At 72.4% G+C, this 22,548-nt stretch carries 17 protein-coding genes; 10 read left to right on the top strand and 7 right to left on the bottom strand.

Annotation, left to right across the window (positions count from 1 at the left end):
• Window positions 1–348 precede the first annotated feature (348 nt).
• Both WMF43_RS06015 and WMF43_RS06010 read left to right on the top strand, forming a co-directional pair.
• On the top strand, window positions 349–585 hold the full coding sequence (locus tag WMF43_RS06015; protein ID WP_437678128.1) for a hypothetical protein: 237 nt from the start codon (window positions 349–351) through the stop codon (window positions 583–585).
• Window positions 586–821: 236 nt separating this feature from the next.
• Window positions 822–1,544 (top strand): glutathione peroxidase, encoded by a 723-nt coding sequence (locus WMF43_RS06010; protein WP_437678126.1) that lies wholly within the window; start codon window positions 822–824, stop codon window positions 1,542–1,544.
• A 111-nt stretch (window positions 1,545–1,655) separates the two neighbouring features.
• Here the strand turns inward: WMF43_RS06010 and WMF43_RS06005 are convergent, their stop codons facing one another.
• Window positions 1,656–3,452: an AMP-dependent synthetase/ligase gene (locus WMF43_RS06005; protein ID WP_437678124.1), complete on the bottom strand. Its 1,797-nt coding sequence runs from the start codon at window positions 3,450–3,452 to the stop codon at window positions 1,656–1,658.
• 356 nt (window positions 3,453–3,808) lie between these two features.
• On the opposite strand from WMF43_RS06005, the gene WMF43_RS06000 reads away from it, so the two are divergent.
• Window positions 3,809–5,488 (top strand): protein kinase domain-containing protein, encoded by a 1,680-nt coding sequence (locus WMF43_RS06000; RefSeq protein WP_437678122.1) that lies wholly within the window; start codon window positions 3,809–3,811, stop codon window positions 5,486–5,488.
• Here WMF43_RS06000 and WMF43_RS05995 read toward each other — a convergent pair.
• Complete coding sequence (locus tag WMF43_RS05995; RefSeq protein ID WP_437678120.1) at window positions 5,439–9,377, bottom strand: serine/threonine-protein kinase; 3,939 nt, start codon at window positions 9,375–9,377, stop codon at window positions 5,439–5,441. The genes WMF43_RS06000 and WMF43_RS05995 overlap by 50 nt on opposite strands.
• Before the next feature lie 129 nt (window positions 9,378–9,506).
• On the opposite strand from WMF43_RS05995, the gene WMF43_RS05990 reads away from it, so the two are divergent.
• Window positions 9,507–11,309, top strand: coding sequence for a sigma 54-interacting transcriptional regulator (locus WMF43_RS05990; RefSeq protein ID WP_437678119.1), 1,803 nt, complete (start codon window positions 9,507–9,509; stop codon window positions 11,307–11,309).
• Between the two features lie 639 nt (window positions 11,310–11,948).
• Window positions 11,949–12,563: a hypothetical protein gene (locus tag WMF43_RS05985; protein ID WP_437678118.1), complete on the top strand. Its 615-nt coding sequence runs from the start codon at window positions 11,949–11,951 to the stop codon at window positions 12,561–12,563.
• Window positions 12,564–12,572: 9 nt separating this feature from the next.
• Here WMF43_RS05985 and WMF43_RS05980 read toward each other — a convergent pair whose 3' ends face one another.
• Window positions 12,573–12,929: a hypothetical protein gene (locus tag WMF43_RS05980; protein ID WP_437678117.1), complete on the bottom strand. Its 357-nt coding sequence runs from the start codon at window positions 12,927–12,929 to the stop codon at window positions 12,573–12,575.
• 254 nt (window positions 12,930–13,183) lie between these two features.
• Between WMF43_RS05980 and WMF43_RS05975 the strand changes: the two genes are divergently transcribed.
• Together WMF43_RS05975 and WMF43_RS05970 are read left to right on the top strand one after the other, a co-directional pair.
• Entirely contained in the window at window positions 13,184–14,728 is a 1,545-nt protein-coding gene (locus WMF43_RS05975) for a ricin-type beta-trefoil lectin domain protein (RefSeq protein ID WP_437678116.1), read from the top strand.
• 284 nt (window positions 14,729–15,012) lie between these two features.
• Complete coding sequence (locus WMF43_RS05970) at window positions 15,013–15,606, top strand: hypothetical protein (protein ID WP_437678115.1); 594 nt, start codon at window positions 15,013–15,015, stop codon at window positions 15,604–15,606.
• Window positions 15,607–15,775: 169 nt separating this feature from the next.
• Here the strand turns inward: WMF43_RS05970 and WMF43_RS05965 are convergent, their stop codons facing one another.
• Window positions 15,776–16,813, bottom strand: coding sequence for a pectate lyase (locus WMF43_RS05965; protein ID WP_437678113.1), 1,038 nt, complete (start codon window positions 16,811–16,813; stop codon window positions 15,776–15,778).
• 494 nt (window positions 16,814–17,307) lie between these two features.
• Between WMF43_RS05965 and WMF43_RS05960 the strand changes: the two genes are divergently transcribed.
• Complete coding sequence (locus WMF43_RS05960) at window positions 17,308–17,910, top strand: glutathione S-transferase N-terminal domain-containing protein (RefSeq protein ID WP_437678111.1); 603 nt, start codon at window positions 17,308–17,310, stop codon at window positions 17,908–17,910.
• 24 nt (window positions 17,911–17,934) lie between these two features.
• Here the strand turns inward: WMF43_RS05960 and WMF43_RS05955 are convergent, their stop codons facing one another.
• Complete coding sequence (locus WMF43_RS05955) at window positions 17,935–19,497, bottom strand: CotH kinase family protein (protein WP_437678109.1); 1,563 nt, start codon at window positions 19,495–19,497, stop codon at window positions 17,935–17,937.
• 350 nt (window positions 19,498–19,847) lie between these two features.
• Here WMF43_RS05955 and WMF43_RS05950 point away from each other — a divergent pair, with 350 nt between their 5' ends.
• Together WMF43_RS05950 and WMF43_RS05945 are read left to right on the top strand one after the other, a co-directional pair.
• Window positions 19,848–20,237 (top strand): hypothetical protein, encoded by a 390-nt coding sequence (locus tag WMF43_RS05950; protein ID WP_437678107.1) that lies wholly within the window; start codon window positions 19,848–19,850, stop codon window positions 20,235–20,237.
• A 377-nt stretch (window positions 20,238–20,614) separates the two neighbouring features.
• On the top strand, window positions 20,615–21,058 hold the full coding sequence (locus WMF43_RS05945) for a hypothetical protein (RefSeq protein WP_437678105.1): 444 nt from the start codon (window positions 20,615–20,617) through the stop codon (window positions 21,056–21,058).
• Window positions 21,059–21,077: 19 nt separating this feature from the next.
• On the opposite strand, the gene WMF43_RS05940 is transcribed toward WMF43_RS05945, so the two are convergent.
• Both WMF43_RS05940 and WMF43_RS05935 read right to left on the bottom strand, forming a co-directional pair.
• On the bottom strand, window positions 21,078–21,464 hold the full coding sequence (locus tag WMF43_RS05940; protein ID WP_437678104.1) for an NFACT RNA binding domain-containing protein: 387 nt from the start codon (window positions 21,462–21,464) through the stop codon (window positions 21,078–21,080).
• A gap of 15 nt (window positions 21,465–21,479) precedes the next feature.
• Window positions 21,480–22,469 carry an alpha/beta fold hydrolase gene (locus WMF43_RS05935; protein ID WP_437678102.1) on the bottom strand — a complete coding sequence of 330 codons (990 nt, stop codon included), beginning with the start codon at window positions 22,467–22,469 and terminating at the stop codon, window positions 21,480–21,482.
• Window positions 22,470–22,548: the final 79 nt, after the last annotated feature.

Below are 22,548 nucleotides of genomic sequence, written 5' to 3'. Positions count from 1 at the left end.
CGTTCTGCCTCATTCGGAGCCGCTTTATCGACCGATCGCAGAGGGTCTCAATCGCGGGGGCGCTCCATCGCACGAGCGCGCACCACAGGGGTGCCTATACCGCAGAGGACCTGCAATGCAGAGGGCCTGCGACGCAGAGGGCCTGCACCGGAAGCAGGGCTGCTCTGTTGCAGCGGGGCACACCGCCCGTGCGGCCTTCATGCAGCCTTGATGTAATTTTCGCTTCCCCTCGCGTCGGACGCGGCACCGGCACGCTCGCGTTGCTCGCGGAGCAGCGCCACCCCGGCGTGGAGGTGCACGCGGTCGACGCTGGACGACAAGCGGCGGACCGCCCAAGAGATCCTGCGCGTGCTCCGCCCCGGCGGCGCGCTGCTGCTCGCGGACTCCGTCCCGCCGGGCGGCGCTCCGGGCCGCATGTTCGCGCGGGTGCTCCGCCGGTTCGAGCACCTCGCCGACAACCTCGCGGACCGCCTCCCCGCGGTGCTCACCGGCGCGGGGTCCGCCGAGGTGGCCGAGATCGACCGGCACCCCACGGTCCTGCTCCCGCTCGCGTTTCTCAGAGGCTACAAACCGGGGATTTCCTGAGCCCGCCCAGCCCCCGACCGTCCCGTCGCGCCCCGGGTGCCCGTACAGCCCGCTCGCGCCGGCGCCCGCGCGCCCTCGGCGCGCGCAGGAACGACGCGGGACGGCTGGCCGGCCCGGAGGTGCGGGGCTAAGTTCTGGCCCGCTGCGGCGGCCCCGCCGGGGCGCCGCGCGAGCATCGCAGCGAAGTTTGCCGTTCCCGATTGCAACGACGAGAGCACCGGAGGAGCAGGACAGTCATGCTGAAGAACCTCGAAGGGCAGCGCGTTCCCGATATCACGTTTCGCACGCGCGTCGACGGTCAGTGGAAGGACGTGACCACCAAGGAGGTGTTCGCGGGGAAGAAGGTGGTGGTGTTCGCGCTGCCGGGCGCCTTCACGCCGACCTGCTCGAGCGCCCACGTGCCGCGCTACAACGAGCTCGCCGAGGAGTTCAAGCGCCGCGGCGTGGACACGATCGCGTGCGTGTCCGTGAACGACGCGTTCGTGATGGACGAGTGGGCGAAGAACCAGCACGCCGAGAAGATCCTGTTCCTGCCCGACGGAAACGGCGAGTTCAGCGAGAAGATGGGGATGCTCGTCGACAAGGCGAGCCTCGGGTTCGGCAAGCGCTCGTGGCGCTACTCGATGCTGGTCGAGGACGGCGTCATCAAGAAGATGTTCATCGAGCCCGAGGTGGAGGGCGACCCCTTCCAGGTCTCGGACGCCGACACCATGCTGAAGCACCTCGATCCGCAGTCGAAGGCGCCGCACGACATCCTCCTGTTCACGAAGCCGGGCTGTGGCTACTGCACCAAGGCGAAGCGGCTCCTCGAGCAGCGCGGGCTGGCCTATGAAGAGGTCCCCGCCTCGCCGCGCCGGCTGCGCGCCGTGAGCGGCAAGTCGTCCACGCCGCAGGTCTTCGTCGACGGCCAGTACGTCGGCGGCGCCGACGATCTCGAGGCCTTCCTCGCGAAGGCCTGATCCGCGCCGGCGGACAGACCATCCTCTCCGCGAGGAAAAAACGAAAAGGCGCCGGGAGAACCCTCTTCTCCCGGCGCCTCGCCGTTCCAGCCACCCATCGCCGAGCGGGGCTCACTCAGCGGCGTAGAGCTCGTCGATCACGTCGCGGAAGCGGTGCTCGATCACGTTGCGCTTCATCTTGAGGGTCGGCGTCATCTCGCCGTCCTGGATCGAGAACTCGCGCCCGATGACCGCGAACTTCTTGATCTGCTCGAAGCTCGCGAGGCCTGCGTTCAGGGCGTCGACGTGCGCCTTCACCTGGCCGACCACCTCGGGGCTCGAGATCACCGCGCCGCCGTTCAGGGCACCCCGGTCCTTCAGCTCGGCGAGCTTGGGCTCGGTCAACGTGATGAGCGCGGACACGTACTTGCGGCCGTCGCCCACCATGCACACCTGGCTGATGATCTCGGCCGCCTTGAGCTTCTCCTCGATCGGGAGCGGCGCGATCATCTTGCCGCCCGACGTCTTCAGGATCTCCTTCTTGCGGCCGCGGATCTTGAGCTGCCCGCGCTCGTTCCACTCGCCCAGATCGCCCGTGCGCAGCCAGCCGTCCTCGAGCACGGCCTGCGTCGCCGCGTCGTCCCTGTAGTAGCCCACGAACACGTGCCGGCCGCGCGTCAGGATCTCGCCGTCCTCGGCCAGCTTGAACTCGACGCCTGGCACGGGCTTGCCCACCGTGCCCGCGCTCTCGACGCCGGGCTCGGTCATGCAGATGACGCCGGTCGACTCGGTCTGGCCGAAATCCTCGAGGATCTCCAGGCCGAGCGCGCGGAACCACGTCGAGATGTGCGGCGCGAGCGCCGCCGCGCCCGAGGCGAGCAGCTCGGCCTTGCCCAGGCCGAGCGCCCCGCGCACCTTGTTCAGCACGAGCTTGTCGGCGAGCTTCAGCTGCAGCACGTCGAGCGGGCTCGGCGCGCGCCCCGCAACCTTCGCCTCCGCCACGCGCGCGCCGACCGCGAGCGCCCACTCGGCGAGCTTCTTCTTGGCTCCCTTGCCGGCGCGCACCTTCGCCATCACGCCTTCCATCATCTTCTCCCAGAGCCGCGGCACGCAGAGCAGCAACGTGGGCTGCACCTCGGGGAGCTCGATCGAGACGTTCTCGAACTTCGAGCAGAAATTGACGGTGTAACGCTGGGTGATGCCGACCCCCACGCTCTGCAGCTTCTCGGCGATGTGGCAGAGCGGGAGGAACGAGAACATCGAGCCGCGCGCGAACGGCAGGCCCCAGTACTTCACGACCATGTCGGACGTGTAGGCCAGGTTGTCGTGCGACAGCATCGCCCCCTTGGGATTGCCGGTCGTCCCCGAGGTGTAGATCAGGAACGCGCCGGCCTTGGGGTCGACCTTCGAGAGGTAGTCGGCGTAGGTCTTCGCGCCCGGCTGCTGCGCGAGCGCCCGGCCCTCCGCGAGCGCCTGCTCGTACGCGATCGCCTTCGGCGAGATCGACGTATCGCCGTCGAAGACGAGGATCCACCGCACGCTGTCAGGGACCGCAGACTCGCCCTTCTCCCCGGAGATCTTCTGAAAGTAATCCTTGTTCTGCACCGACAGCAGCGTCGCCTCGGTGTGCGTCAGGATGTACTGGATGTCTTTCGCGGTGGAGTTCGGGTAAAGCCCCGCCGATTTGCCGCCGACGAGCAGCGCCGCCAGATCGACGTGCGCCCACTGCGGACAGTTGTACGAGAGAATCGCCCCGATCTGGCTCGCGTCGAAGCCCTTCGACTCGAGGAAAAGCGCGAGGTGGTGGACGCGGTCGCGGAGGTCGCGCGCGGTCAGCGTCTTCCATTCGCCCTGCGACTTGTAACGCTGGGCCGGCGCGTCGGGGGACTCGCGGGCCCACTGATCCAGACGGTGGAGAACGGTGCTCATGGCATCTTCCTGCGGGCGAGGGTCTCGGGGATCGCTGCGGGAGGGTCAGGATGCGGGAGCGGCCGGGGCATTGTCAATCGACCTCGAAGAGCCCGGGATGCCCCGCCCCGCGGGGCGCAGCGCTGTTGCTCCCGGGGGTCAGTCCGCGGGGCGGCCCGCTGCCGCGGAGAGCGGCCCGCTGCCGCGGAGAGCGGCCCGCGCTCCGCTCTCGACGTCCGCGCCCGCGCGCCGGAACCACGTAAGACCCGGGGGGATCGTGGGCTGGTATGCCGGCCCTGGGCCCCGGTTCGCAGTGGCCGGCGTGTGCGACGGCCCGTAAGATACCGATACGGGATCTCCCGCCGCGCAGCCCCGTCATGCCGCAATTCCCCGAGCGCTTTCAGATCATCCGGCGGCTCGGGGCAGGCGGCTTCGGGATCGTGTACGAGGCGCTCGACCGCGAGCGCGGCGAGCGGGTCGCCCTGAAGACGCTCGCGCGCGTCGACGCCTCGGCGCTCTACCGCTTCAAGAAGGAGTTCCGGGCGCTCGCGGACATCGCGCACCCGAGCCTCGTCCGGCTCCACGACCTCGTCGGCAGCGGAGGCGAGTGGTTCTTCACCATGGAGCTCGTGCGCGGGGTCGACTGGCTCACGTACGTGCGCCGGCAGGACACCGCCGAGGGCGCCGCCACGCCGCCCAGCCTGACGAGCACCGCCCCGCCGGACGAGGGAGTCGACGTCGACGCAACGCTCGAAGAGCCGATCGCGCGCTGGCCTGCCGCCATCCATGTCCGCGCCGCCGACCCGGAGGCGCGCGCCGATCTCGAGCGGGTGCGGTCCTCGCTCGTCCAGGTCGCCCGGGCGCTCCAGGCGGTGCACGAGGCGCGGCTCATCCACCGCGACCTCAAGCCCTCCAACGTGCTCGTCACGCCCGAGGGGCGCGCCGTCGTGCTCGATTTCGGCCTCGCCTCGCGCCTCTCCCACAGCGGGCAACACGCGACCGACGCCGAGCAGATCGTCGGGACGCCGCGCTACATGGCGCCGGAGCAGGTGAGATCGAGCGCCGTCGCGCCGAGCGCCGACTGGTACGCGCTCGGCGTGATGCTCTTCGAGGCGCTGGCGGGCAAGCCGCCCTATACGGGGACACCCCTCCAGATCCTTGCCGAGAAGCAGCGCGCCGAGCCCCCGCGGCTGGGCGACGTCGCGCCGTGGGTGCCTGACGACCTCGCCAGCCTGGCCGAAGACCTCCTGCGCGCGTCGCCCGAGCGGCGCCCCGCCGGGCCCGAGGTGATCCGGCGGCTCGGCGGGGCGGGCGGCCTCGCGCCGGCGTCCGCCCCGCCGGCAGCGGCCCTGGGCGACCGCGGCGCGCCATGGGCGGCGCTCGCAGGCGCGCTCGCGCTGGTGCGGGAGGGGCGGCCCGGCCTGGTCCTCGTCCAGGGCGCCGCGGGCGCGGGGAAGAGCGCGCTCGTGCGCGCGTTCCTCGACAGCAAGGCCGCGGAGGACGCGCTCGTCCTCTCGGGCAGGTGCCACGAGCGCGAGCAGGTGCCGTTCAAGGCGCTCGACGGCGCGATCGACGCGCTCAGCCGCCACCTCGTGCGGCTCCCGCGGCCGGAGGCCGCCGCGCTCATGCCCCGCGGCGCCGCCGCGCTCGCCCGCGTCTTCCCCGTGCTCGCGCGCGTCTCGGCCGTGAACGGGGCGCCGCGCGGCGCAGTCGCGCGCGGCGCTGCCGACGAAGGTGAGGCGCGGCTCCGGGCCCGCGCGTCGGCCGCGCTGCGCGACCTGCTCGGGCGGATCTCCGACCGGCGGCCCGTGATCGTCGCCATCGACGACGCCCAGTGGGGCGACGCGGACAGCGCGGCGCTGCTCGCGGAGGTCATGGCCCCCCCGGACCCGGCCGCGATCCTGCTGATCGTCGCCTGCCGCGCCGAGGACGCCGGGACGAGCCCGCTGCTCTCGGCGCTCCGGGCCTCCCCCGCGATGGCCGCGGTGCGCGCCGTGGAGCTCGACCTCACCGGAACCCCGGCGCGAAGATCGCCGCCATCCGGGCAGGATTCCTGATGCCCTCGCCCGCCATCCAGGCGTCCGCGGCCTGGATCAGGGCGCGGCCCTCCTCCCCGCCGAGCAGCTGGCCGCGGCGGCGGCGGACGCAGGCGGCGAACAGGGCCATCTCGCGCGCGTCGAACGCGGCCGCGGCCGCGGCGAGCAGCGAGAGCGCCGCGGCGGTCTGACCCCGCTGCGCCGCGATGGCGGCGCGCAGGGACGTCGCCATCGGATCGATCCACGGCGCGCCCTCGCGCGCGAGCCGCCGCGCGTCCCGCTCCGCCGCGCGGCGGAGGGCCTCCGCGAGGCGGGCGTCGCCAGCGCCCTCGCGCGCGGCCGCCTCCAGCGCCGCGGACGCGCGCAGGTGGTGGATGAGGGCGCGGTAGTACTGGAACCGGGGCAGGAAGGACCAGGCGATCTTGCGCCAGCGGTCGTTGATCCGCCGCCACGCCGCGAGCGGCGCCCCCGCGTAGACGTCGATGCGCCCGAGCGCCATGGTCTCCAGGCAGTCGAGGTGGTCGAACGCGCGGCGCGGCCACCGCGCCATGGCGCCGAGCACCTCGTCGCGCGCGGCGTCCGGCCGGTCCGCGGCGAGCGGCACGATGTACGTGAGCCCCACCCGGAAGAAGCTGGCCGCGTAGAGGTCCCCGCGGGCGTCCGCGTCGGCGCAGCGCGGCGCCGCCAGGCGGGCCAGCGCGTCGAGCTCCCCGCGGTGGTAGTGGGCCACCATCATGAACCGGCTGACCGTGCCGAGCTCCCACGCGACGCCCGCGCACCGCGCGCGCAGCAGGTCCTCGGCCTCCCGGCAGAGCGCGAGGCCCTCGGCCCAGCGCCCGGAGAGGCTCTCGACGACCCCGAGCATGCCCTTGTTGACGGCGACGAGGTACGGATCGCCGACCTTCTCCGCGAGCGCCGCCGCCATGCCGTGGATCCGGTGCGCCGCGCGGCGCCCCGCGCGCTGGTCGGTGCCGAACTGCCCGACCTCGGCCGCGAGGGCGCGGGCGAGGCGGTAGGGCTCGCCCGCGCGGAGCGCCAGGAAGAGGTACCTCGCCTGGAACGCGGCGCCCTGGAGGACGTCGGCCATCGAGAGCCCGACCGCCGCCGACCGGCAGATGTCGAGGCGCGTCAGGGTCTCGGCCGGCAGATCGCGCGCGTCGCGCTCCCGGAAGCGGAGCCCGCGGAGGCGGAGGAGGAGGCGCCAGAACAGGAGCGAGAGCAGCACCACCCACTGGCGCTCGAGCAGCCGCATGCCCACCGTGGCGAGCACGCCCCGGAGCGCGCGCCTGCCCTCCTCCATGTGCCCGCTGAGGAGCAGCTGCTCGGCGGCGCACCGCCGGAGGTCGAGGCCCTCGTGCGGCGGCGCGCCCTCGGCCGCGGCGGCGTACTCCCGGGCCGCCTCCGCCCCGCGGCCGGCGTTGCGCAGGGCGTGGCCGAGCTTGACCCGCAGCATGCGCGCCCCCTCCGCGCCGCCCGGCGCCGCCTCGAGCGCGGCGGCGTAGTGCTCGGCGGCGCGATCGAACGCGAGCGCCTCGGCCGCGCGGTCGCCCGCCTGGATCGCGTAGTGGGCCGCCTTGTCGACGCGCCCGCCGCGGCGGAAGTGCATGGCGAGCACGTCCGGCTCGACCCGCCCCGACGCCTCCAGGACCGCGGCGAGCCCGAGGTGCAACCCCTCGAGCGCCGCGGCGCCGAGCTGCGCGAGGACCGTCTCGCGGATGCGGTCGTGGAACGTCTCGAGCTCCTGCTCGTCGCGCTGGCCCCGGGAGCGGATCACGTTGCCGGCCCGGAGCGCCGCGATCGCGGCCTGCTCTTCCTCGGGGGTGAGCGCGGCGGCCTGCTGGGCCGCGCGGCGGTCGAGCGGCTTGCCCGACACCGCGACGACCTCGAGCAGGCGCCGCGCGCCTTCGGGCAGGCGCAGGAGGCGGTTCGCGAGCACCGTCGCCAGCCGGACGCCGCCGCCGTCGCCGCCATCGCCGCCGTCGCCGACTGCCTCGCCGCCGCCCGCGCCGCGGCGCGACGGGTCCGGCCCGGCGCGCCCCTGCACGTCGCGCGACAGCTCGAGCACGAAGAACGGGTTCCCCTCCGCCTCCGCCGCGATCGCGCCGGCCTGCGCCGCGGCGGAGGCGCCGCCGCCGAGGAGGTCCAGCGCGAGGGCGCGCCCCTCCTCGGGCGTGAGCGCGCCGACCGCGAGCGTGCGCACGTCGCCCGCTTCCGCGCCCGCGCCGAGCGGGGCGGGCGGGAGCAGCCGCGCCACGAGCTCGCTGCGCTCGGCGTCCTCGCTCCGGTAGCAGAGGAGCAGGAGCAGCGCGGGGGCGTCGGGCTCGCGGAGGAGGTCGGCGAGCAGCGCGGCGCTGTCGGCGTCCCCCCACTGGAGGTCGTCGATGAACAGCACGAGCGGCCGTCGATCCGCGATCCGCGCGAGCATCTCGCGGAGCGCGGCGAACCCGCGCCGGCGGAGCTCCCGGGCGTCCGGCGGCTCGACCTCGCGCCGCGGCGCCCGGGCGATCGCGTCGACCCGGCCGAGCACGGGGAAGAGGCGCACGACCGCGTGCACGTCGCGCGGCATGAGCTCGGCGGCCTCCGCCCTGGGGAGGCGCGCGAGGTGGCGGCTGAGCGCGTCGATCAGGCTGTCGACGGCCTTGTAGGGGACGGACTCCCGCTCGTAACACCGCCCCTCGAGGACCACCGCCTGCTCCGCGCGCGCGAGCTCGTCGAGGAAGCGCCGGACGAGGGCGGTCTTGCCCATGCCCGAGGTGCCGTGGAGGTGCACGGTGGTCGCCCTGCCGCCCCTGGCCCGCTCGTAGGCGGCGCGCAGCGCCTCGAGGTGCAGCTCCCGCCCGACGAACGGCGCCCCGCCCGTCGACGCGCTGCTGCCGCCGCTGCGCGCCGCCGGGCGCTGCGGCGCGCCGGCGTCGCCGCCGGCCTCGCCGCGCGGCGGCTCCAGGCGTCGGAGCACCTCGGGCGCCGGGGGCCGCTCGCGGGGGTCGCGCCGCAGGAGCTCCGCGCAGAGCGCGTCGAGGTCCGGCGGGACCCCCCGCGCGAGGGCGCTCGGCGGAGGCGGCTGCTCCCGCTGCTTTTGCAGGAGGACCTCGAGCGCCCCTCCCTCGAACGGCCTCCGACCGGTGAGCGCCTCGTGCAGCATGACGCCCACCGCGTACCAGTCGCAGGCGGGCGACAGCGGTTCGCCCGTCGCCTGCTCCGGGGCCATGTACGCGGGCGTCCCCGCGATGTGGTTGCCGCTCTGGTCGAGCGATCCCGCCGAGAGCTCCGTGACCAGGCCGAAGTCGAGGATGACGACCCGGCCTTCGCGCGTCACCAGCACGTTCGACGGCTTCAGATCGCGGTGGAGCTTGCCGGCCTCGTGGAGCGCGTCGAGCCCCTGGGCGAGCTGGAGGAGCGCGCTCCTCAGCGGGCCCCAGGACGGCGGCGGCGGCGCGGCGGCCGCGCCCCGGTCGGCCTCAGGGGGAGCGGCCGCCGGGGGAGACGTCGACGGGGGGGCCGGATCCGGGGCGGACAACGTCGACGAGGCGCCCGGATCCGCGAGATCCGGACCGTCGCGGGCGGGGCCGTGCGTGGAGGGGCCGCGCGCGCCGGGCGCGCCGCGCACGGCGGCGAGGAAATCGGTGCCCTCGATGAGGTCCATCGTGAAGAACCATTGATCGCCCTCGGAGAACAGCTCGTGGAGCGCGACCAGGTTCGGGTGGACGACCTCGGACAGGGCCCGGAACTCGCGCTTGAACCGGTAAAGCGCGATGGGATCGAGGCGGTGGAGCGATTTCAGCGCGACGCGCGCGCCTCGCTCGCCATCCTGGGCCTCATAGACGGCGCCGAACGATCCCTCGCCGAGGCGGCGGCCGATCGCGAATCGCGCCGTGCTGGAGAGCGTCCTCTGCGTCCGTTCACCCTGCATTGCGCGGCCTGCGTGCGGCGAGCGTACCATGCCGTGGGTCGAGGTCCTTGCCTTTGGGCGGGCGCGTTTCCGCGCCGAGCGCGAGCCTTGCGCGCGCTCGGGCCGGATGAGACAGTCGGCCGCGAGGGGATGAGCGAGGCAACGGCGTCCTACGGTCCGACCCGAACAGACGACGCGCCACGCGGGGTCGACGAGGGCGGGTCGTACCTGCTCGTCGTGCAGGGCAGCTCCTCCTCGATGCTGCACCTTCCGCGCAGCGGCGTGGTGCTCCTCGGCCGCGGGCCCGGGGCCGACGTGCGCCTGCGCAACACCTCGGCGTCGCGGGAGCACGCCAAGATCGTGGTGCTCGACGGGCGCGCGCAGCTCGTGGATCTCGGCAGCCGGAACGGCACCCTCCTGAACGGCGTCCGCGTGGACGGCGCGAGGCCGCTCGGCTCGGGCGACGTGGTGTCCATCGGCGATGCGGTCGTGGTGATGCGGTGCGCCCGCCCCGCGAGGAGCCGGCAGGTCCTGGAGCTCGCGGAGCTGCGGCGGAGGATCGAGGGGGAGATCGATCGGTCGCTGCGCCACGATCGTCCGGCGACGGTGCTCGCCGTCCAGCTCGGGTCGGCGGCCGCGCGCGAGGCGGTCGCCGGCGTGCTGGAGCGGGAGCTCGCGGTGACCGATTTCGCCGGGTTTGAGGCCGACGATCGGCTGCTCGTGCTCTTGCCCGAGGCGGACGCCGCGGCGGCGGAGCACGCCGTGCAGCGGCTGATGGATGCGCTGCACGCCGCCGCCCCGGCGCCGAAGGCCGGCGTGGCCACGGCCCCGGCGGACGGGTGCGACGCGGACACGCTGGTCGCCTCGGCCCGCGCCGCGGCGGAGGTCGCCCAGCCCGGCCGGGCGGCGACCGCCGCGGAGGCGGTGACCACGCTGGAGATCGGTGGGCAGCGCACCGTGCTCGCCGACGCGGCGATGGCGCGCGTCTTCGATCTGATCCGGCGCCTCGCGGCGACGGATCTCCCGGTGCTCGTGACCGGCGAGACGGGCTCCGGCAAGGAGAGCGCGGCGCGCGCGCTGCACGAGTGGTCACCGAGGGCGAAGCGCCCGCTCGTGACGCTCAACTGCGCCGCGGTTCCCGAGAGCCTGGTCGAGAGCGAGCTGTTCGGCTACGAGCGCGGCGCGTTCTCCGGCGCGGTGGCCTCGAAGCCGGGCCTCCTGGAGCACGGGAGCGGCGGGACGGTCTTCCTCGACGAGATCGGCGATCTCTCGGCGAGCGCGCAGGCGAAGATCCTGCGCGCGATCGAGGTCAAGAGGATCGTCCGGCTGGGCGACGTGCGCGAGCGGGAGGTCGACATTCGCCTGGTCGCCGCGACGCACAAGGATCTCCAGGCGGAGGTCAAGGCGGGCCGTTTCCGGCAGGATCTCTATTATCGCCTCGGCGCCGCGACGGTGATCTTGCCCCCTCTCCGGGAGCGTCCCCGCGAGATCCTCGCGCTCTCGCGGGTGTTCCTGGCCGACGCGTGCGCGCGTGCGGGCCGCGAGGAGATGGCGTTGTCGACGGAGGCGACGGAGCTGTTCACGAGCTACGGTTGGCCGGGCAACGTGCGCGAGCTGAAGAACGTCGTCGAGTACGTCGCGGCGACGGTCGGCGCGCGCATCATCGAGCGGCGGCATTTGCCCCCGGCGCTCGCGCCGCAGGCTCCTCCTCGCCCCGAGAGCGCGCCGTCCGCCCCGGCGCCGGCGGAGCTCTCGGCGCCTCCTGCGGGGGCTCCTGGCCGCACGTTCCGAGCGCTGGCCGAGGAGGTGCGGGAGCTCGAGCGCACGCGCATCGCCGAGGCGCTGGCCGCGGTGGGAGGGGTTCAGACGAGGGCGGCGGAGGCGCTGAGCATGCCGCTGCGGACTTTTGTGCTGAAGATGAACCGCTACGGGCTGGCGAAGCGCAGGCGGTGAGGTCGCCGGCGGGCGCAGGAGCTGCCGGGGTTTAGGTAAGAGTTACCTAGGTCGGTCGTGCAAGAGTTGCACGACCGCGGCGAGAGGCCGCGTCGCGGCCGTGAAAGGCGCCTCCGCGCGCGGAGGCGAGGAAGGCACAGGGGATGCAAGTCCTGCGGGCCGGGCTGCGGCTTGGAGCGCGGATGTGGATTGAGGGACGGAAGAGACAGGGAAGCCGTCGGTCTGCCGTCTCTCGTCTTTCGTCTCTCGTCTTTCGTCTTTCGTCTCTCGTCTCACGTCTTTCGTCTCTCGTCTTTCGTCTCTCGTCTCTCGTCTTCGTGCTCGTCCTCGTGATCGTGATCGTGATCGCTTCCGTCGTCCACGTGCCCGTGCACGTTCAGGAGCACGCTTTCGGTTTGTAGACGTGCACGAGTTTCAGTCCGAGCAAGCAATCGATCACGATCACGATCACGAAGACGAGCACGAAAGACGAAAGACGAAAGACGTGAGACGAGAGACGTGAGACGGACGACGGGTGATGGCGGGCGCCACGGGCTTGCTGACGGTCATCATCCATTTCTCGGCGGCCCTCTTCCGCAGGGTCAGCTCACTTCACCCCTCTAAATGCTCACCGAGAGCCGACGCCTCAAGGATAATCGCGTGTTCGAGATCACCCTCACCACCTCCCTCCTCACCTCCGCTCTCTCCGGAGAGGTCCAGTCCCTCCGCACCATGATCGCCGCCCTAACCCCCGTGATCCACGCCCGAGTCGGCCGCGCGCTCCACCGCCGCCGCGCCCGCTCCGCCCCCGCCGACCGCAAGGACGATCTCGTACAGGACGTCTTCGTCGAGCTCTTCCGCGACGGCAGCCGCGCCCTTCGCGCCTGGGACCCCGCCCGCGGCCTCAGCCTCGCCAACTGGGTCGGCCTCATCGCCGACCAGCGGGTCGCGGCCGCCTTCCGGTGCCGACGGCGGAACCTCGACGCCGCGGCGCTGCCGCTCGACGACGCGCCGGAGGAAGGCGCTCGATCGGGGGATGATCCAGAGGCCGCCGTGCTCGCCCGCGACCAGCTGGAGCGCCACCTCGGCCAGCTCCGCGCCGAGCTCAGCCCGCTCGGGCTCTCGCTGCTGGAGGCGCTCGTCCTCGAGGAGGAGCCGATCGCCTCCGTCTGCGCGCGGACAGGCATGAGCACCTCCGCGGTGCAGGCGTGGAGCAGCCGGCTCAGGCGGCGGCTCGCGGAGCTCGGCGGCGAGCGCGGCCGGCGCGACCGTTGAGAGGCGCCCTCAGCCTTTCACCCAGGTGTTGATCCGCTCTGCCCAGCCGACAGCGTCATCGACCGTGACGACGAGCCGCCGGTACGGCTCCCCCTCGAGCTCGATGGTCAGCCGATTGTCGCTCCGGACCCGCCCCGTGTACCAGAACTCCTTGCCGCGATCGGTATAGTACGTCCCCGCCTTGATCAGGCCCGGAACGGACGTACCCGGCCAGCGGAGCTGCTTCCACGTGGCCGGCGGCAGCGCCGCCTCCGCCCGCACGACGTGCTCGCGCGGCACCACGATGGGCGCGAGCTTCAGGGCCAAGATCCGCTCGACGCCCTGGAGGGTGAGCGCCAGTCGATCCCCTTCGATCCTCAGCTGCATCCCGGCAATCTAGCTCGGCGCGCGTGCCCGGCGACAGAAAAACGCCCCGGGATTACCGCCCTCGGGCGGCGGTCCTCCAGGGTAGATCCCGCGCGGCGCCGGGGGAGCGAGCAGGAAACGGACGACGTGCCGTGTCGGCCGCGGCGGGCGCCGCGCATAAGCCTCCTTCGACAACAGGAGGAGCGGCCGAGGCCCGCGGGGCGGGATCGACAGAGCGCCTCCTCACCACCTGTCAAGCCGAGGTAGGACACTCAATGAACCACAGATTCACGTCGCGCGTCGCTCGCCGGGCCATCCTCTCCGCTGCCGCCTCCGCCGCCCTCGCGGGCTGCGGGCCGATCGAGCCGAGCTCCGACACGGCGGCCGACGAGGCGGCGATCGCGTCGAGCCGCGAGGCGCTCTACCTGGCCGCCACCCCCTGGCCCGGCGGCTGGGTGCCGGTCTGCTACCGCATCTCCGACCCGGTCTCCAGCGTCGAGCGGCAGCGGCGCATCGACTACTTCGCGCGGGTCCGAGACGCGGTCGACAACTCGTGGCAGCGCGTGGCAGACATCAAGTTCGAGGACTGGGGCCCCTGCGGCTCGGATACCCGCGGCAGGCTCGTCGTCAATCTCACCGCGACGGGCGGCAGCTTCAGCGAGCTCGGTTATCCGGGGGCATCGCACCAGCGGTCCATGACGCTCAACACGACCGACAGCCGCGTCGAGGTCGTGGCCATGCACGAGTTCGGGCACGCGCTCGGGTTCTCGCACGAGTTCGACCGCGACGACTGGACGGGCCAGTGCATGAAGTGCTCGTCCAACAACGACTGCTCGAGCACCGACGGCAAGGTCTGCTTGTCGAGCGGCTACTGCGGCGTCGACCGGCCGGGGGGCATCGAGGTGTCGCCGGTGGCCGACACCGACTCGATCATGGCGGCCACGTACTGCGGCAACCTGGCCGACACGACGCGGGCGCTCTCGCCGTGGGACGTCATGGGCGCGCAGAGCGTCTATGGCCGCAAGCACGGCGGATCGATCGTGGGGCTCGGCGGACGATGCTTGAACATCGCGAACGGCACGAGCGAGTGGGGCCACGACATCATCGCCTGGCAGTGCATGAACCAACCCCACGACACCTGGGGACACCTGTGGCTCCCGTCCGGCGGGCACTACCTCCAGACCATCATCGATGGGCAGCAGCTCGCCTTGAACGTCGGTGGTGGCGCGGTCTCGCCGACGTCCTCGACGCCGCTCATCTCGTGGGGCCTGGTCGAGGGGGCGGCCAACGAGATGTTCTCGCTCGAGGGCATGCGCCTGCGGGCGATGGGCACCCTGTGCGTCGCCGCCACGGGCACGACGGCCGGATCGACGCTCGAGGTGCGCCGCTGCGGCGAGGCGCCGCCGGCGCGCGAGCGCTGGACGATGGTGACGGGAAACAGGCTGCAGCTGACCGGCACGAGCCTCTGTCTCACCACCCCGAGCGGCACCACCCTCGGTCTCTCGCCCACGCTGCAGGCGTGCAGCGGGTCGGCGTCGAACCAGCGGTTCAGCTTCCGAGGCGGCGGGATTCACCCGACCTTCACCGCGGGCCGCTGCTTGAACGTGTCCGGCGGCATGCCCGTGCCGGGCTCTCCCATCATCCTGTGGGACGGCTGCGAGCACGGCCTGGACAACGAGTACTTCTACCTGAACGGCCCGATCTCCTCGCTCGGGCAGTGCGTCGACATCCTCGGCGGCGCGTCGTTCCCCGGCGCGCAGGTCGGCGTGTACCCGTGCCGCGGCGGCGCAAACCAGGAATGGGACTTCCACTGGCCTTGAGGAGGCGAGCCGGCGCTGGACGTGCGGAGGCCGACGCGCCGCGGGCTTACAGCACCCGCCGATTTTTCACCCCTTATCGGACATCAGAGCACGAATTCGACACGGAGCAGCAGGGCCTGGCGCCTTCGCGCGATCAGGCGGCCAGCGCAGATGGCGTGCCTCTGCCGACCCCCGGACGCTCGAATCGCTCGACGAGCAGAGCGCATGAGCAGAAGGGCCGCGTGTGGTACACAGCGGCGACGCGCCCCTCTCGGGGCACTGCCGCCCTCTTTCAAGGAGATCTCATGATGAGCTCATTCGTCAAACGTCATCGGTTCGCTTTCTCGGTTCTCCTCCTCTGCGTCCCCGCGCTGACCGGCGCCGACGACAACGGCTGTAGCCGCCCTGTCCCCGCGTCCGCCATCGACGAGAGCCTGGCGCCCAGCGTCGAGGAGGCTGCCGGCCGCGTCCTTCCCGGCCGGTGCGTCGTCACCGGCTGTAGCGGGCAGGTCTGCGCCAGCAGCCACGTGATCACCACGTGCGAGTGGCGCGAGGAGTACGCGTGTTATGGCGATCACGGCATCTGCGAGCGCGACGCGTCCGGCCGGTGCGGCTGGCGACAGACGCCGGAGCTCGAGGCGTGCCTCGACGCCGGCGGCGGCGCCGCCGCCGCCGTGCGCGCCGCGCCGGGGGGCGGCGGGCCCGCGGGGTGCGTCGTGACCGGCTGCAGCGGGCAGGTCTGCGCCAGCAGCCACGTGCTCACCACGTGCGAGTGGCGCGACGAGTACGCGTGTTATGGCGATCACGGCATCTGCGAGCGCGACGCGTCCGGCCAGTGCGGCTGGCGGGACACCCCCGAGCTCGACGCCTGCATCGCGTCGGCCTCCGGCGGCATCTGAGCCGCGAAGGCTCAGGGCGCTCCCTGCCACACGCCGGCTCGACCGCCGTGTGCGCGGGAGCGCCGCCCGGACCTCGGCGAGGAGAAAGCGACCGTGCATTGCGAAGGCGCGATCCGCCGCGGGGCAGCCGTCCGGCTGTCTTCCTCGCCCCCGCACCGCGCCGCCGGGCTCAGTACTCGGTGACGTTCTCCGGGGGGACGTCGCGGAACACGCGGTCGCTCTTGTCGCCCGAGCCGGTGAACTCGTACGTGAGGTTGTGATGGCGGACGAAGCAGAGCGGGCTGTCGCTCTGCACCACCGCGGAGACGACGCCCGTCACCGTGACGGTGTTGAGGTCCACGTGCAGCTCGAACTCCGTCCCGCCGTTCTGGCGCAAGAGCTTGCCCATCTCGGCGCCGGTGAAGTTCTCGATCCGGACGTCGCAGGGCGCGTTGAACTGAAACATCTTGTCGGCGGCCTTGAACCCCTCGCTGTCCTTGATCGTGATGGCCCCGCCGGGGAAGTAGCTGCGGACCGAGGCCGCGTCCTCTCCGACGTCCTCCCAGGTGATGTTCTCGAGCACGTTGTCGCCCATCATGTGGATCCCCTCGCAGCCGGGGAAGGTGATGGTCACGTTCTTGACGCTGGCGCCCGGCGCTAGCAGAAAGAACGGCCTCTGGCTCTCGGCCTGCTCCCCGCTCGAGGTGTCGCACTTCATGGCGGCGACGTCGGCGGTCAGCGTCTCGCCCTTGCCGTCGTACACGGCGTGAGGAGGAACGAAGATGGTCTGGGAGATCGTCCGGGCGGTCCCGGTCCCTTCGGTGGCGTAGGTCAGCGGGCCGACCTCCTCGGCGATGTAGCCCTCGTAGGCCTCGGCCAGCTCTTCGTCGGCCGGCGTGAACTCCCTGAGGATGTCCAGCGGGTCGCCGGTGGGGATGACGCCTCCGCCGCCGCTCCCGCTTCCGCTCCCGCTGCCGACGCCGCTCCCGGCGCCGCCCTCGCCGCCGACGCCGCCGGAGCTCGCTCCGGTGCTTCCGGAGTCGGTGCCGCCGCTGCTCGCGCCCGCAGAGCTCGAGCTCGTGGCTCCGGGGCTGCCGGTGCTGGTGTTCCCGCCGGTATCGGAGGGCACGTCGGCGGACTGCGCCGAACACGCCCAGAGGACTGACAACGCGGGGATCAGGAGACCGGCGCGGAGCCGGGCAGAAGCATTCAACGCTCTCGTCGACATGGAACCTCGCTCCTTTGTCATGCGACCGGGTACAACCAGGCTGTCGGCTCCGCTCATGAACGGGCGGTGATCAACCCAGACGTTCGTGATCCCGGTGGTGTCCTCGCCCGCGGCATGAAGCGTCATGTTCCGGATGAGGAGAGGTTCTCCTCCTCATCCGGAACAGACCGCCGCCGCTCACCCGTGCAACGGGTGTGCCGCTCGGCGCCATGCGGGCCCGGCCGCGCCGCTGCGGGGACGCCGTCCGCGGAGGTGATCGCGATAGACCGCGTGATAGGCCTGGTGTCGCGCCGGCGCCGGCGTGAGCGGGTGGAGGCACCGGCGGAGCTCCCGCGGAGAAAGCAGCTGGCCGCCGTGTGATCAACACCGGTGTCGTCAACCACGTCAACCGCGGGTTGACGTCGCGGCGTGATGAAGCAAGCTGCGAGCACGCTCACGCAGCGAGCACGGCCGGGCAGGAGCGCGCCGCCCATCACCTGGCGCGCAGGATCTCCATGAAGCTCTTCTACGCTCCCACGTCCCCCTTTGCCCGCAAGGTGCGGGTCACCGCCCACGAGCTGCAGCTCGGAGACCGGATCGACCTCGTGCTGGTCAACCCCTGGTCGGACACGGAGCTGCGATCCCTGAACCCGCTGGCCAAGGTCCCGACGCTGGTCCGGGAGGATGGACAGGTGCTCTTCGAGTCCGCGCTCATCTGCGAATACCTGGACCACCTCGCGGCCGGCGGACTTTATCCGGCGCCAGGAGAGGCGCGGTGGAGCGCCCTGCTCCTGCAGGGCGTCGCGGACGGCATCAGCGCGGCCGCCGGGCGCCTCTTCGCCGACGAACACCGCCCCGCGAGCGAGCGCTCGAGCAGCGTCATGCAGCGCCAGGCGGCCGCCATCGACGCCGGCCTCGACAGGCTGGAGCGCGACGCCGGGACGTTGTCGACGGGACTCGCGGACATCGGCGCGATCTCGGTCGCCTGCGCGCTCGGCTACCTCGACTTCCGCTGGCCCGACCGAGCGTGGCGGGACGGCCGGAGCCGCCTTTCGCGCTGGTTCGACGTCGCCGGCCAGCGCCCCTCCATGATCGCCACCCAGCATCACTCGCCGTGATGCCCCCGGTCGGCTCGCGCCGCGTCACGGCAAGTTGGCGTCCATCCAGGCGAGCCGGGCCCGAATGAAGTCGCGCATGACCTCCAGCTGGCCCTCCCACGTGGGCGCGGTGGGGCCGCCGAGGAAGCCCTCGCTCGACTCGATGACGTCGGACACCGGCCACTTGGCGTAATCGCGCACCACGGCCTGCGAGAGCGGCGCGCTCAGGCTGCTCATGCGCTCCTCGATCGCCGCCTCGGACAGCAGCGTCCCGCGGAGCTCCGTGTAGCGCGCCCTCACCTGCGCCATGAAGCTCGGGTCTGCGGTGAGCTTCTGGTACCAGTTGTTGACGTTCCTCTGGCCGCCGAAGCGCCAGCCCGTGTCGCCCCCCGACTCCGGCGTCGCGCTCTGGGCGCCCACGCCGCCGAGCGCGAAGTTGTAGTCCCACAGCGGGCCGGCCTTGAGCTTCTCGTCGCGTTCCTTGAAATAATAGGCGCTCCGCACGTAAGCGTCGACGTTGAGCGTCAGCTCGCTGATGATCAGGTAGTCGATGAACGACGGCAGGTCGATGTACGCCGCGTAGTCGCCGATGGGCGTCTGATGGAGGCTGTCGTGGAACTCCTGGATATACTGCGTCAGCCAGGCCTCCTGCTCGTCGTTCAGGGGGTCGGGATCCACCACCTCGAGATCGATCCAGCACGTGCCGCCCTCGTCGGGGCGCCCGCCGCCGCCGAACCCGCCGAACGACGGGAGGGGATCCGAGCCGGTGCAGGTGAGCTGCGGCTCCTCGGCGGCCGCCTGGTCGAACTTGAAGATGTAGCCGCCGCTGATCGCGGGCAGCTCCCGGTCCGACTCCTCGAGCTGCGCGAGATCGGTGCGGGCCTTGTTGTTCTTGATCGTCTCCGAGACCCAGTAGATGCCCTGGTAATCCGCCTCGCCGATGGAGCGCGCGTCGTAGTTCAGGTAGACCTCGGCGAACTCGACGCGCGGCGCCTCGAGGCCCATGTCCCGGCCGAGGGTGTAGGTGAACGGATTGCGGATCAACGTGCGGTCGTAGTAGGTCGGGATCAGCGCCCAGTCCGAGTCGGCGGGCATGCCCAGCACCGCATAGTCGAGATCCTCGTCCTCGTTGTCCCACAACTCGAGCCTGTACGGCGTCTGCGGAAAGTTCCGCGACGACTGCCCCCGCACGTGGTACCCCGCGCGCATCGCCAGCGTGGGCAGCGAGGCGATGGAGGCCACTCCGTCGACCGGCTCCCAGATCATCACCGCCGCGTCGAAGTAGACGTCATTCTCGGTCGGCTGGCCCTGGCCGTAACCGTCCACGACCAGGATGGGAATGTCGGAGGTCGCGTCGATCGTGCGCGCGATGTAAAGGCCCGTGCTCACCGCGCCGCGCGCGACGCCCCCCGCGAACGCCTGCGCGCGGACCTGCGTCGTGGCCGTGAGGGTCACGGGCTCGCCCGTGTACAGCGGGGACTCCGCGGTCGGCAGCCGCCCGTCCAGCGTGTAGCGGATCTCCGCCCCCTCGATGCTCGTGCTCATCCCGACCTGGATCTGATCCTTGAACGTCTGGCTCGGCGTCGACAGCGCGACATCCCCGATCAAGGTCGGAGTCGTCGACGAACCTGCGTCCGGTGCTTGGCCGCAGCCAACACACAGCGCGAAGACGGCGAGCGAGATGAGACGGTGAGGCCCGGCGCGGCGCACACGTTTGACCATGTTCGTATTTTCCACTGTCAACCTCATCCAAAGTTCAAGATCCCGTCATTCTACGGACACACAGGGCTGCCGCGCCACCCGTTTCTCGCGCGGCGCAGGAGGGCAGCGCCTTCGACGCGAGGTGGAGAGCTCGGGCCGCTGCGCCGCTGGCGAGCTCCGCGCTCCTCGTGTCTACTCGGGCCATGAGGAATGCGAGACACCGGGGCCGGGCTCGCGCCGCCGTCGCGGCGATGGGCGTGGGACTGCTCCTGAGCTGCCTCGGCCCGACGGCGGGCCAGGTCGATCTGCCGGGCCTCGATACCCCCGTCGAGAAGCAGCTCTCGTTTCCGGCGGGCAAGCAGCTCGAGTTCCCGGTGCACACCGAGCGCTACGAGTACAGCGGCGTGAACCAGGTGCTGATCGAGATCACCCTGCTCCGCGGCGGCGCGCCGGTCGGGAACATCACGTGCGAGGGGTTCGATCTCGAGGGGAGCGCCGGGTGCGGGTCGAGCGCCACGCACCTGAACAGCGGCTGCTCGATGGAAGTCCCCGCCGGCGGGAGCGACGCCATCCGGGCGGTGGCGAGGCTCGCGGACAGGAGCGGCTCGGCGAAGTTCGAGGGGCTCAGCGTGTACATCCGCGATTGAGCGCCGCACGCATTCGCCTCCGCGGCTGACCCGCGCGCGCCGTCCGGGACCATGCGCTCGCCGCACCGCCGGCCGCGCCGTCCGGCGCGGAAGGCGCCGTCGCGGCCGTCACCGCGCTGCTCCGGCTCGCCGCCCCCGCGCGCCGCCCCCGCGCGCCGCCCCCGCGCGCCGCCCCCGCGCGCCGCCCCCGCGCGCCGCCCCCGCGCGCCGCCCCTGCGCGCCGCCCCTGCGCGCCGACGGAGTCTTGCCCACGCGCGCCGCGATGTCAGCCGCGGCGGGCGCCGCGCGTAAACCCTCATCGACACGTGGCGGTGCCCGAGGCCCGCGGGGCGGGAACGGCAGCGCGCCACGTCACCACGAAAAAGGGAGAACACATCATGCTTCACAAGACCATGCTGCGCTCGACGACGATGGGTATGCTCTCGACGCTCGCGGCGCTCCTGCCCGCGTGTGTCGGCTCGCCCGCGGAGGACCTCGGACAGGCCGAGGAGGGGTATGTCACCGAGGAGACACAGGCGCTGGGCGGAATCGTGAAGCAGCGCGACGCCTGCTCCGCCGTCCGCTGCCGCGATGGATTCGTGTGCGAGGCGCAGAACGGGATCCCGGCGTGTGTGCCCGCCCCGCCGCCGCCCGTCTGCGAGACCGACGCCGATTGCAGCCTCGTCGCGAACTACTGCGGGGGCTGCAACTGCGATGCTGTCCCCTCGGGCGAGCCCGCGCCCAAGTGTACCGAGGGCGAGGTGGCCTGTCTGGTCTGGCCGTGTCAAGGCCTCGCGGCCTCCTGCCAGGCCGGCAGGTGCGTGATCGCGGACGAGATCTGATCCGCCGCTCGGCGCGGGGTCAACCGCCCGCGCCCCCGGGGTTCTCCGGGCGCACGCGCACGCTCTTCCACCGCGCGAGCTCGACGAGGCCCGCCGGCGCACCGCGCGGCTTGCTCACGTCGGCGACGCGGCAGACGTGGACCTCCACCTTGGCGGCGCTCCTCGCCTTCGAGTACCACGCCGCGGCCGCGGCCGCGCGCTCGACCACCTCGCGCGGGACCTCCACGCGGTCCGGGTTGCGCACGATCACGTGGCTGCCCGGCGTGCCGCCGGCGACGTGCAGCCAGAGGTCGTGCGGCGCCGCGACATCGAAGGTGAGCGCGTCGTTGTCCTCGTCGCCGCGGCCGACGAGCACCTCGAACCCCTCCACCCTCAGCGTGCGGTACGGCCGCCCCTTGCTGCCCATGCCCGCCCCCCGCCGTCAGCCGGACGCGGCGCCCGCGCTCGCCGGCGCGGGCCTCGCGCGCTCGCCCGCCACGGCCACGGCCTTCACCTCGGCGTCGAGCCACGCGAGCAGGTCCCGCGTGACCTCCTCGCGGTTGATCTCGTTCAGCATCTCGTGGCGCCCGCCCGGGTAGAACCGGTGCGTCACGTTGCGGAGGCCGGCGGCGCGGTACGCCTCGACGAGCTGGCTCACGCCCTTGAGCGGCCCGCCGAGCGGATCGCGCGAGCCGGAGAAGATGTAGAGCGGCAGATCCTTCGGGACCCGCGCCTGCCGCTCGGGCCGCGCGATCTCCACCATCGCGTCGAGCACGTCGATCCAGAGCGACGTCGTCGCGGCGAAGCCGCACTGGGCATCGGTCAGGTACCGATCGACCTCGGCGCCGTCGCGCGAGAGCCAGTCGAAGGCGGTGCGCGCCGGCGCGAACGCCTTGTTGAAGCTGCCGAAGCTCATCGACTGGAGGACCTGGCTCTGGCCGCGCTCGCCGACCCGCCGCCGCTCCGCCCGCGCGAGGAGCCGGCCCGCGTCCACGAGCGCGCTCGGCTTGCCCGAGCTGCCCGAGAGCACGGCGCCCTCGATCGAGCCGCCGCGCTCGATCAGGAACTCCTGCACGAGGTACGAGCCCATGCTGTGGCCGAAGAGCACGACCGGCAGCCCCGGGTGCTCCTCGCGCTCGCGCGCGACGAGCAGCGCGAGGTCGCGGACCACGCGCGCGAAGCCCCCCGCGCTCGCGAAGAAGCCGAGCTCACTGCGGTCGCGCGCCGTCCTCCCGTGGCCGCGGTGGTCGTTCGCGTAGACGGCCCACCCCGCCCCGCAGAGCGCGTGCGCGACGCGCGCGTAGCGGCCCGCGTGCTCGGACATGCCGTGCGCGATGTGGAAGATGCCGCGCGCCGCCCCGTCGGGGAGCCAGCGGTACACGAAGAGCTCACGGCCGTCGTCCGCCTGAAACGTGAAGGTGTCCGCAGGCATCGGGAGCGGACCCTACCATCGATCGCGCCGCGCGCGTGACCATGATTTCTCGGCGCTTCCGTGCCGAAAGGAGTTTCCG

The sequence above is a fragment of the Sorangium sp. So ce131 genome, assembly GCF_051519095.1.
Classification (GTDB): domain Bacteria; phylum Myxococcota_A; class Polyangia; order Polyangiales; family Polyangiaceae; genus Sorangium.
Note: the sequence above shows the minus strand (reverse complement) of the source record. Positions and strands in the feature narration are given on the sequence as shown.

Bases quoted from the DNA above. Each gene is read 5' to 3' on its own strand.
- WMF43_RS06010 (WP_437678126.1), top strand. From the start codon at position 822: ATGCTGAAGAACCTCGAAGGGCAGCGCGTTCCCGATATCACGTTTCGC.
- WMF43_RS05970 (WP_437678115.1), top strand. From the start codon at position 15,013: ATGATGAGCTCATTCGTCAAACGTCATCGGTTCGCTTTCTCGGTTCTC.
- WMF43_RS05935 (WP_437678102.1), bottom strand. From the start codon at position 22,469: ATGCCTGCGGACACCTTCACGTTTCAGGCGGACGACGGCCGTGAGCTC.
- WMF43_RS05995 (WP_437678120.1), bottom strand. From the start codon at position 9,377: ATGCAGGGTGAACGGACGCAGAGGACGCTCTCCAGCACGGCGCGATTC.
- WMF43_RS05990 (WP_437678119.1), top strand. From the start codon at position 9,507: ATGAGCGAGGCAACGGCGTCCTACGGTCCGACCCGAACAGACGACGCG.
- WMF43_RS06000 (WP_437678122.1), top strand. From the start codon at position 3,809: ATGCCGCAATTCCCCGAGCGCTTTCAGATCATCCGGCGGCTCGGGGCA.
- WMF43_RS05940 (WP_437678104.1), bottom strand. From the start codon at position 21,464: ATGGGCAGCAAGGGGCGGCCGTACCGCACGCTGAGGGTGGAGGGGTTC.
- WMF43_RS05975 (WP_437678116.1), top strand. From the start codon at position 13,184: ATGAACCACAGATTCACGTCGCGCGTCGCTCGCCGGGCCATCCTCTCC.
- WMF43_RS05965 (WP_437678113.1), bottom strand. From the start codon at position 16,813: ATGTCGACGAGAGCGTTGAATGCTTCTGCCCGGCTCCGCGCCGGTCTC.
- WMF43_RS06005 (WP_437678124.1), bottom strand. From the start codon at position 3,452: ATGAGCACCGTTCTCCACCGTCTGGATCAGTGGGCCCGCGAGTCCCCC.
- WMF43_RS05980 (WP_437678117.1), bottom strand. From the start codon at position 12,929: ATGCAGCTGAGGATCGAAGGGGATCGACTGGCGCTCACCCTCCAGGGC.
- WMF43_RS05945 (WP_437678105.1), top strand. From the start codon at position 20,615: ATGCTTCACAAGACCATGCTGCGCTCGACGACGATGGGTATGCTCTCG.
- WMF43_RS05960 (WP_437678111.1), top strand. From the start codon at position 17,308: ATGAAGCTCTTCTACGCTCCCACGTCCCCCTTTGCCCGCAAGGTGCGG.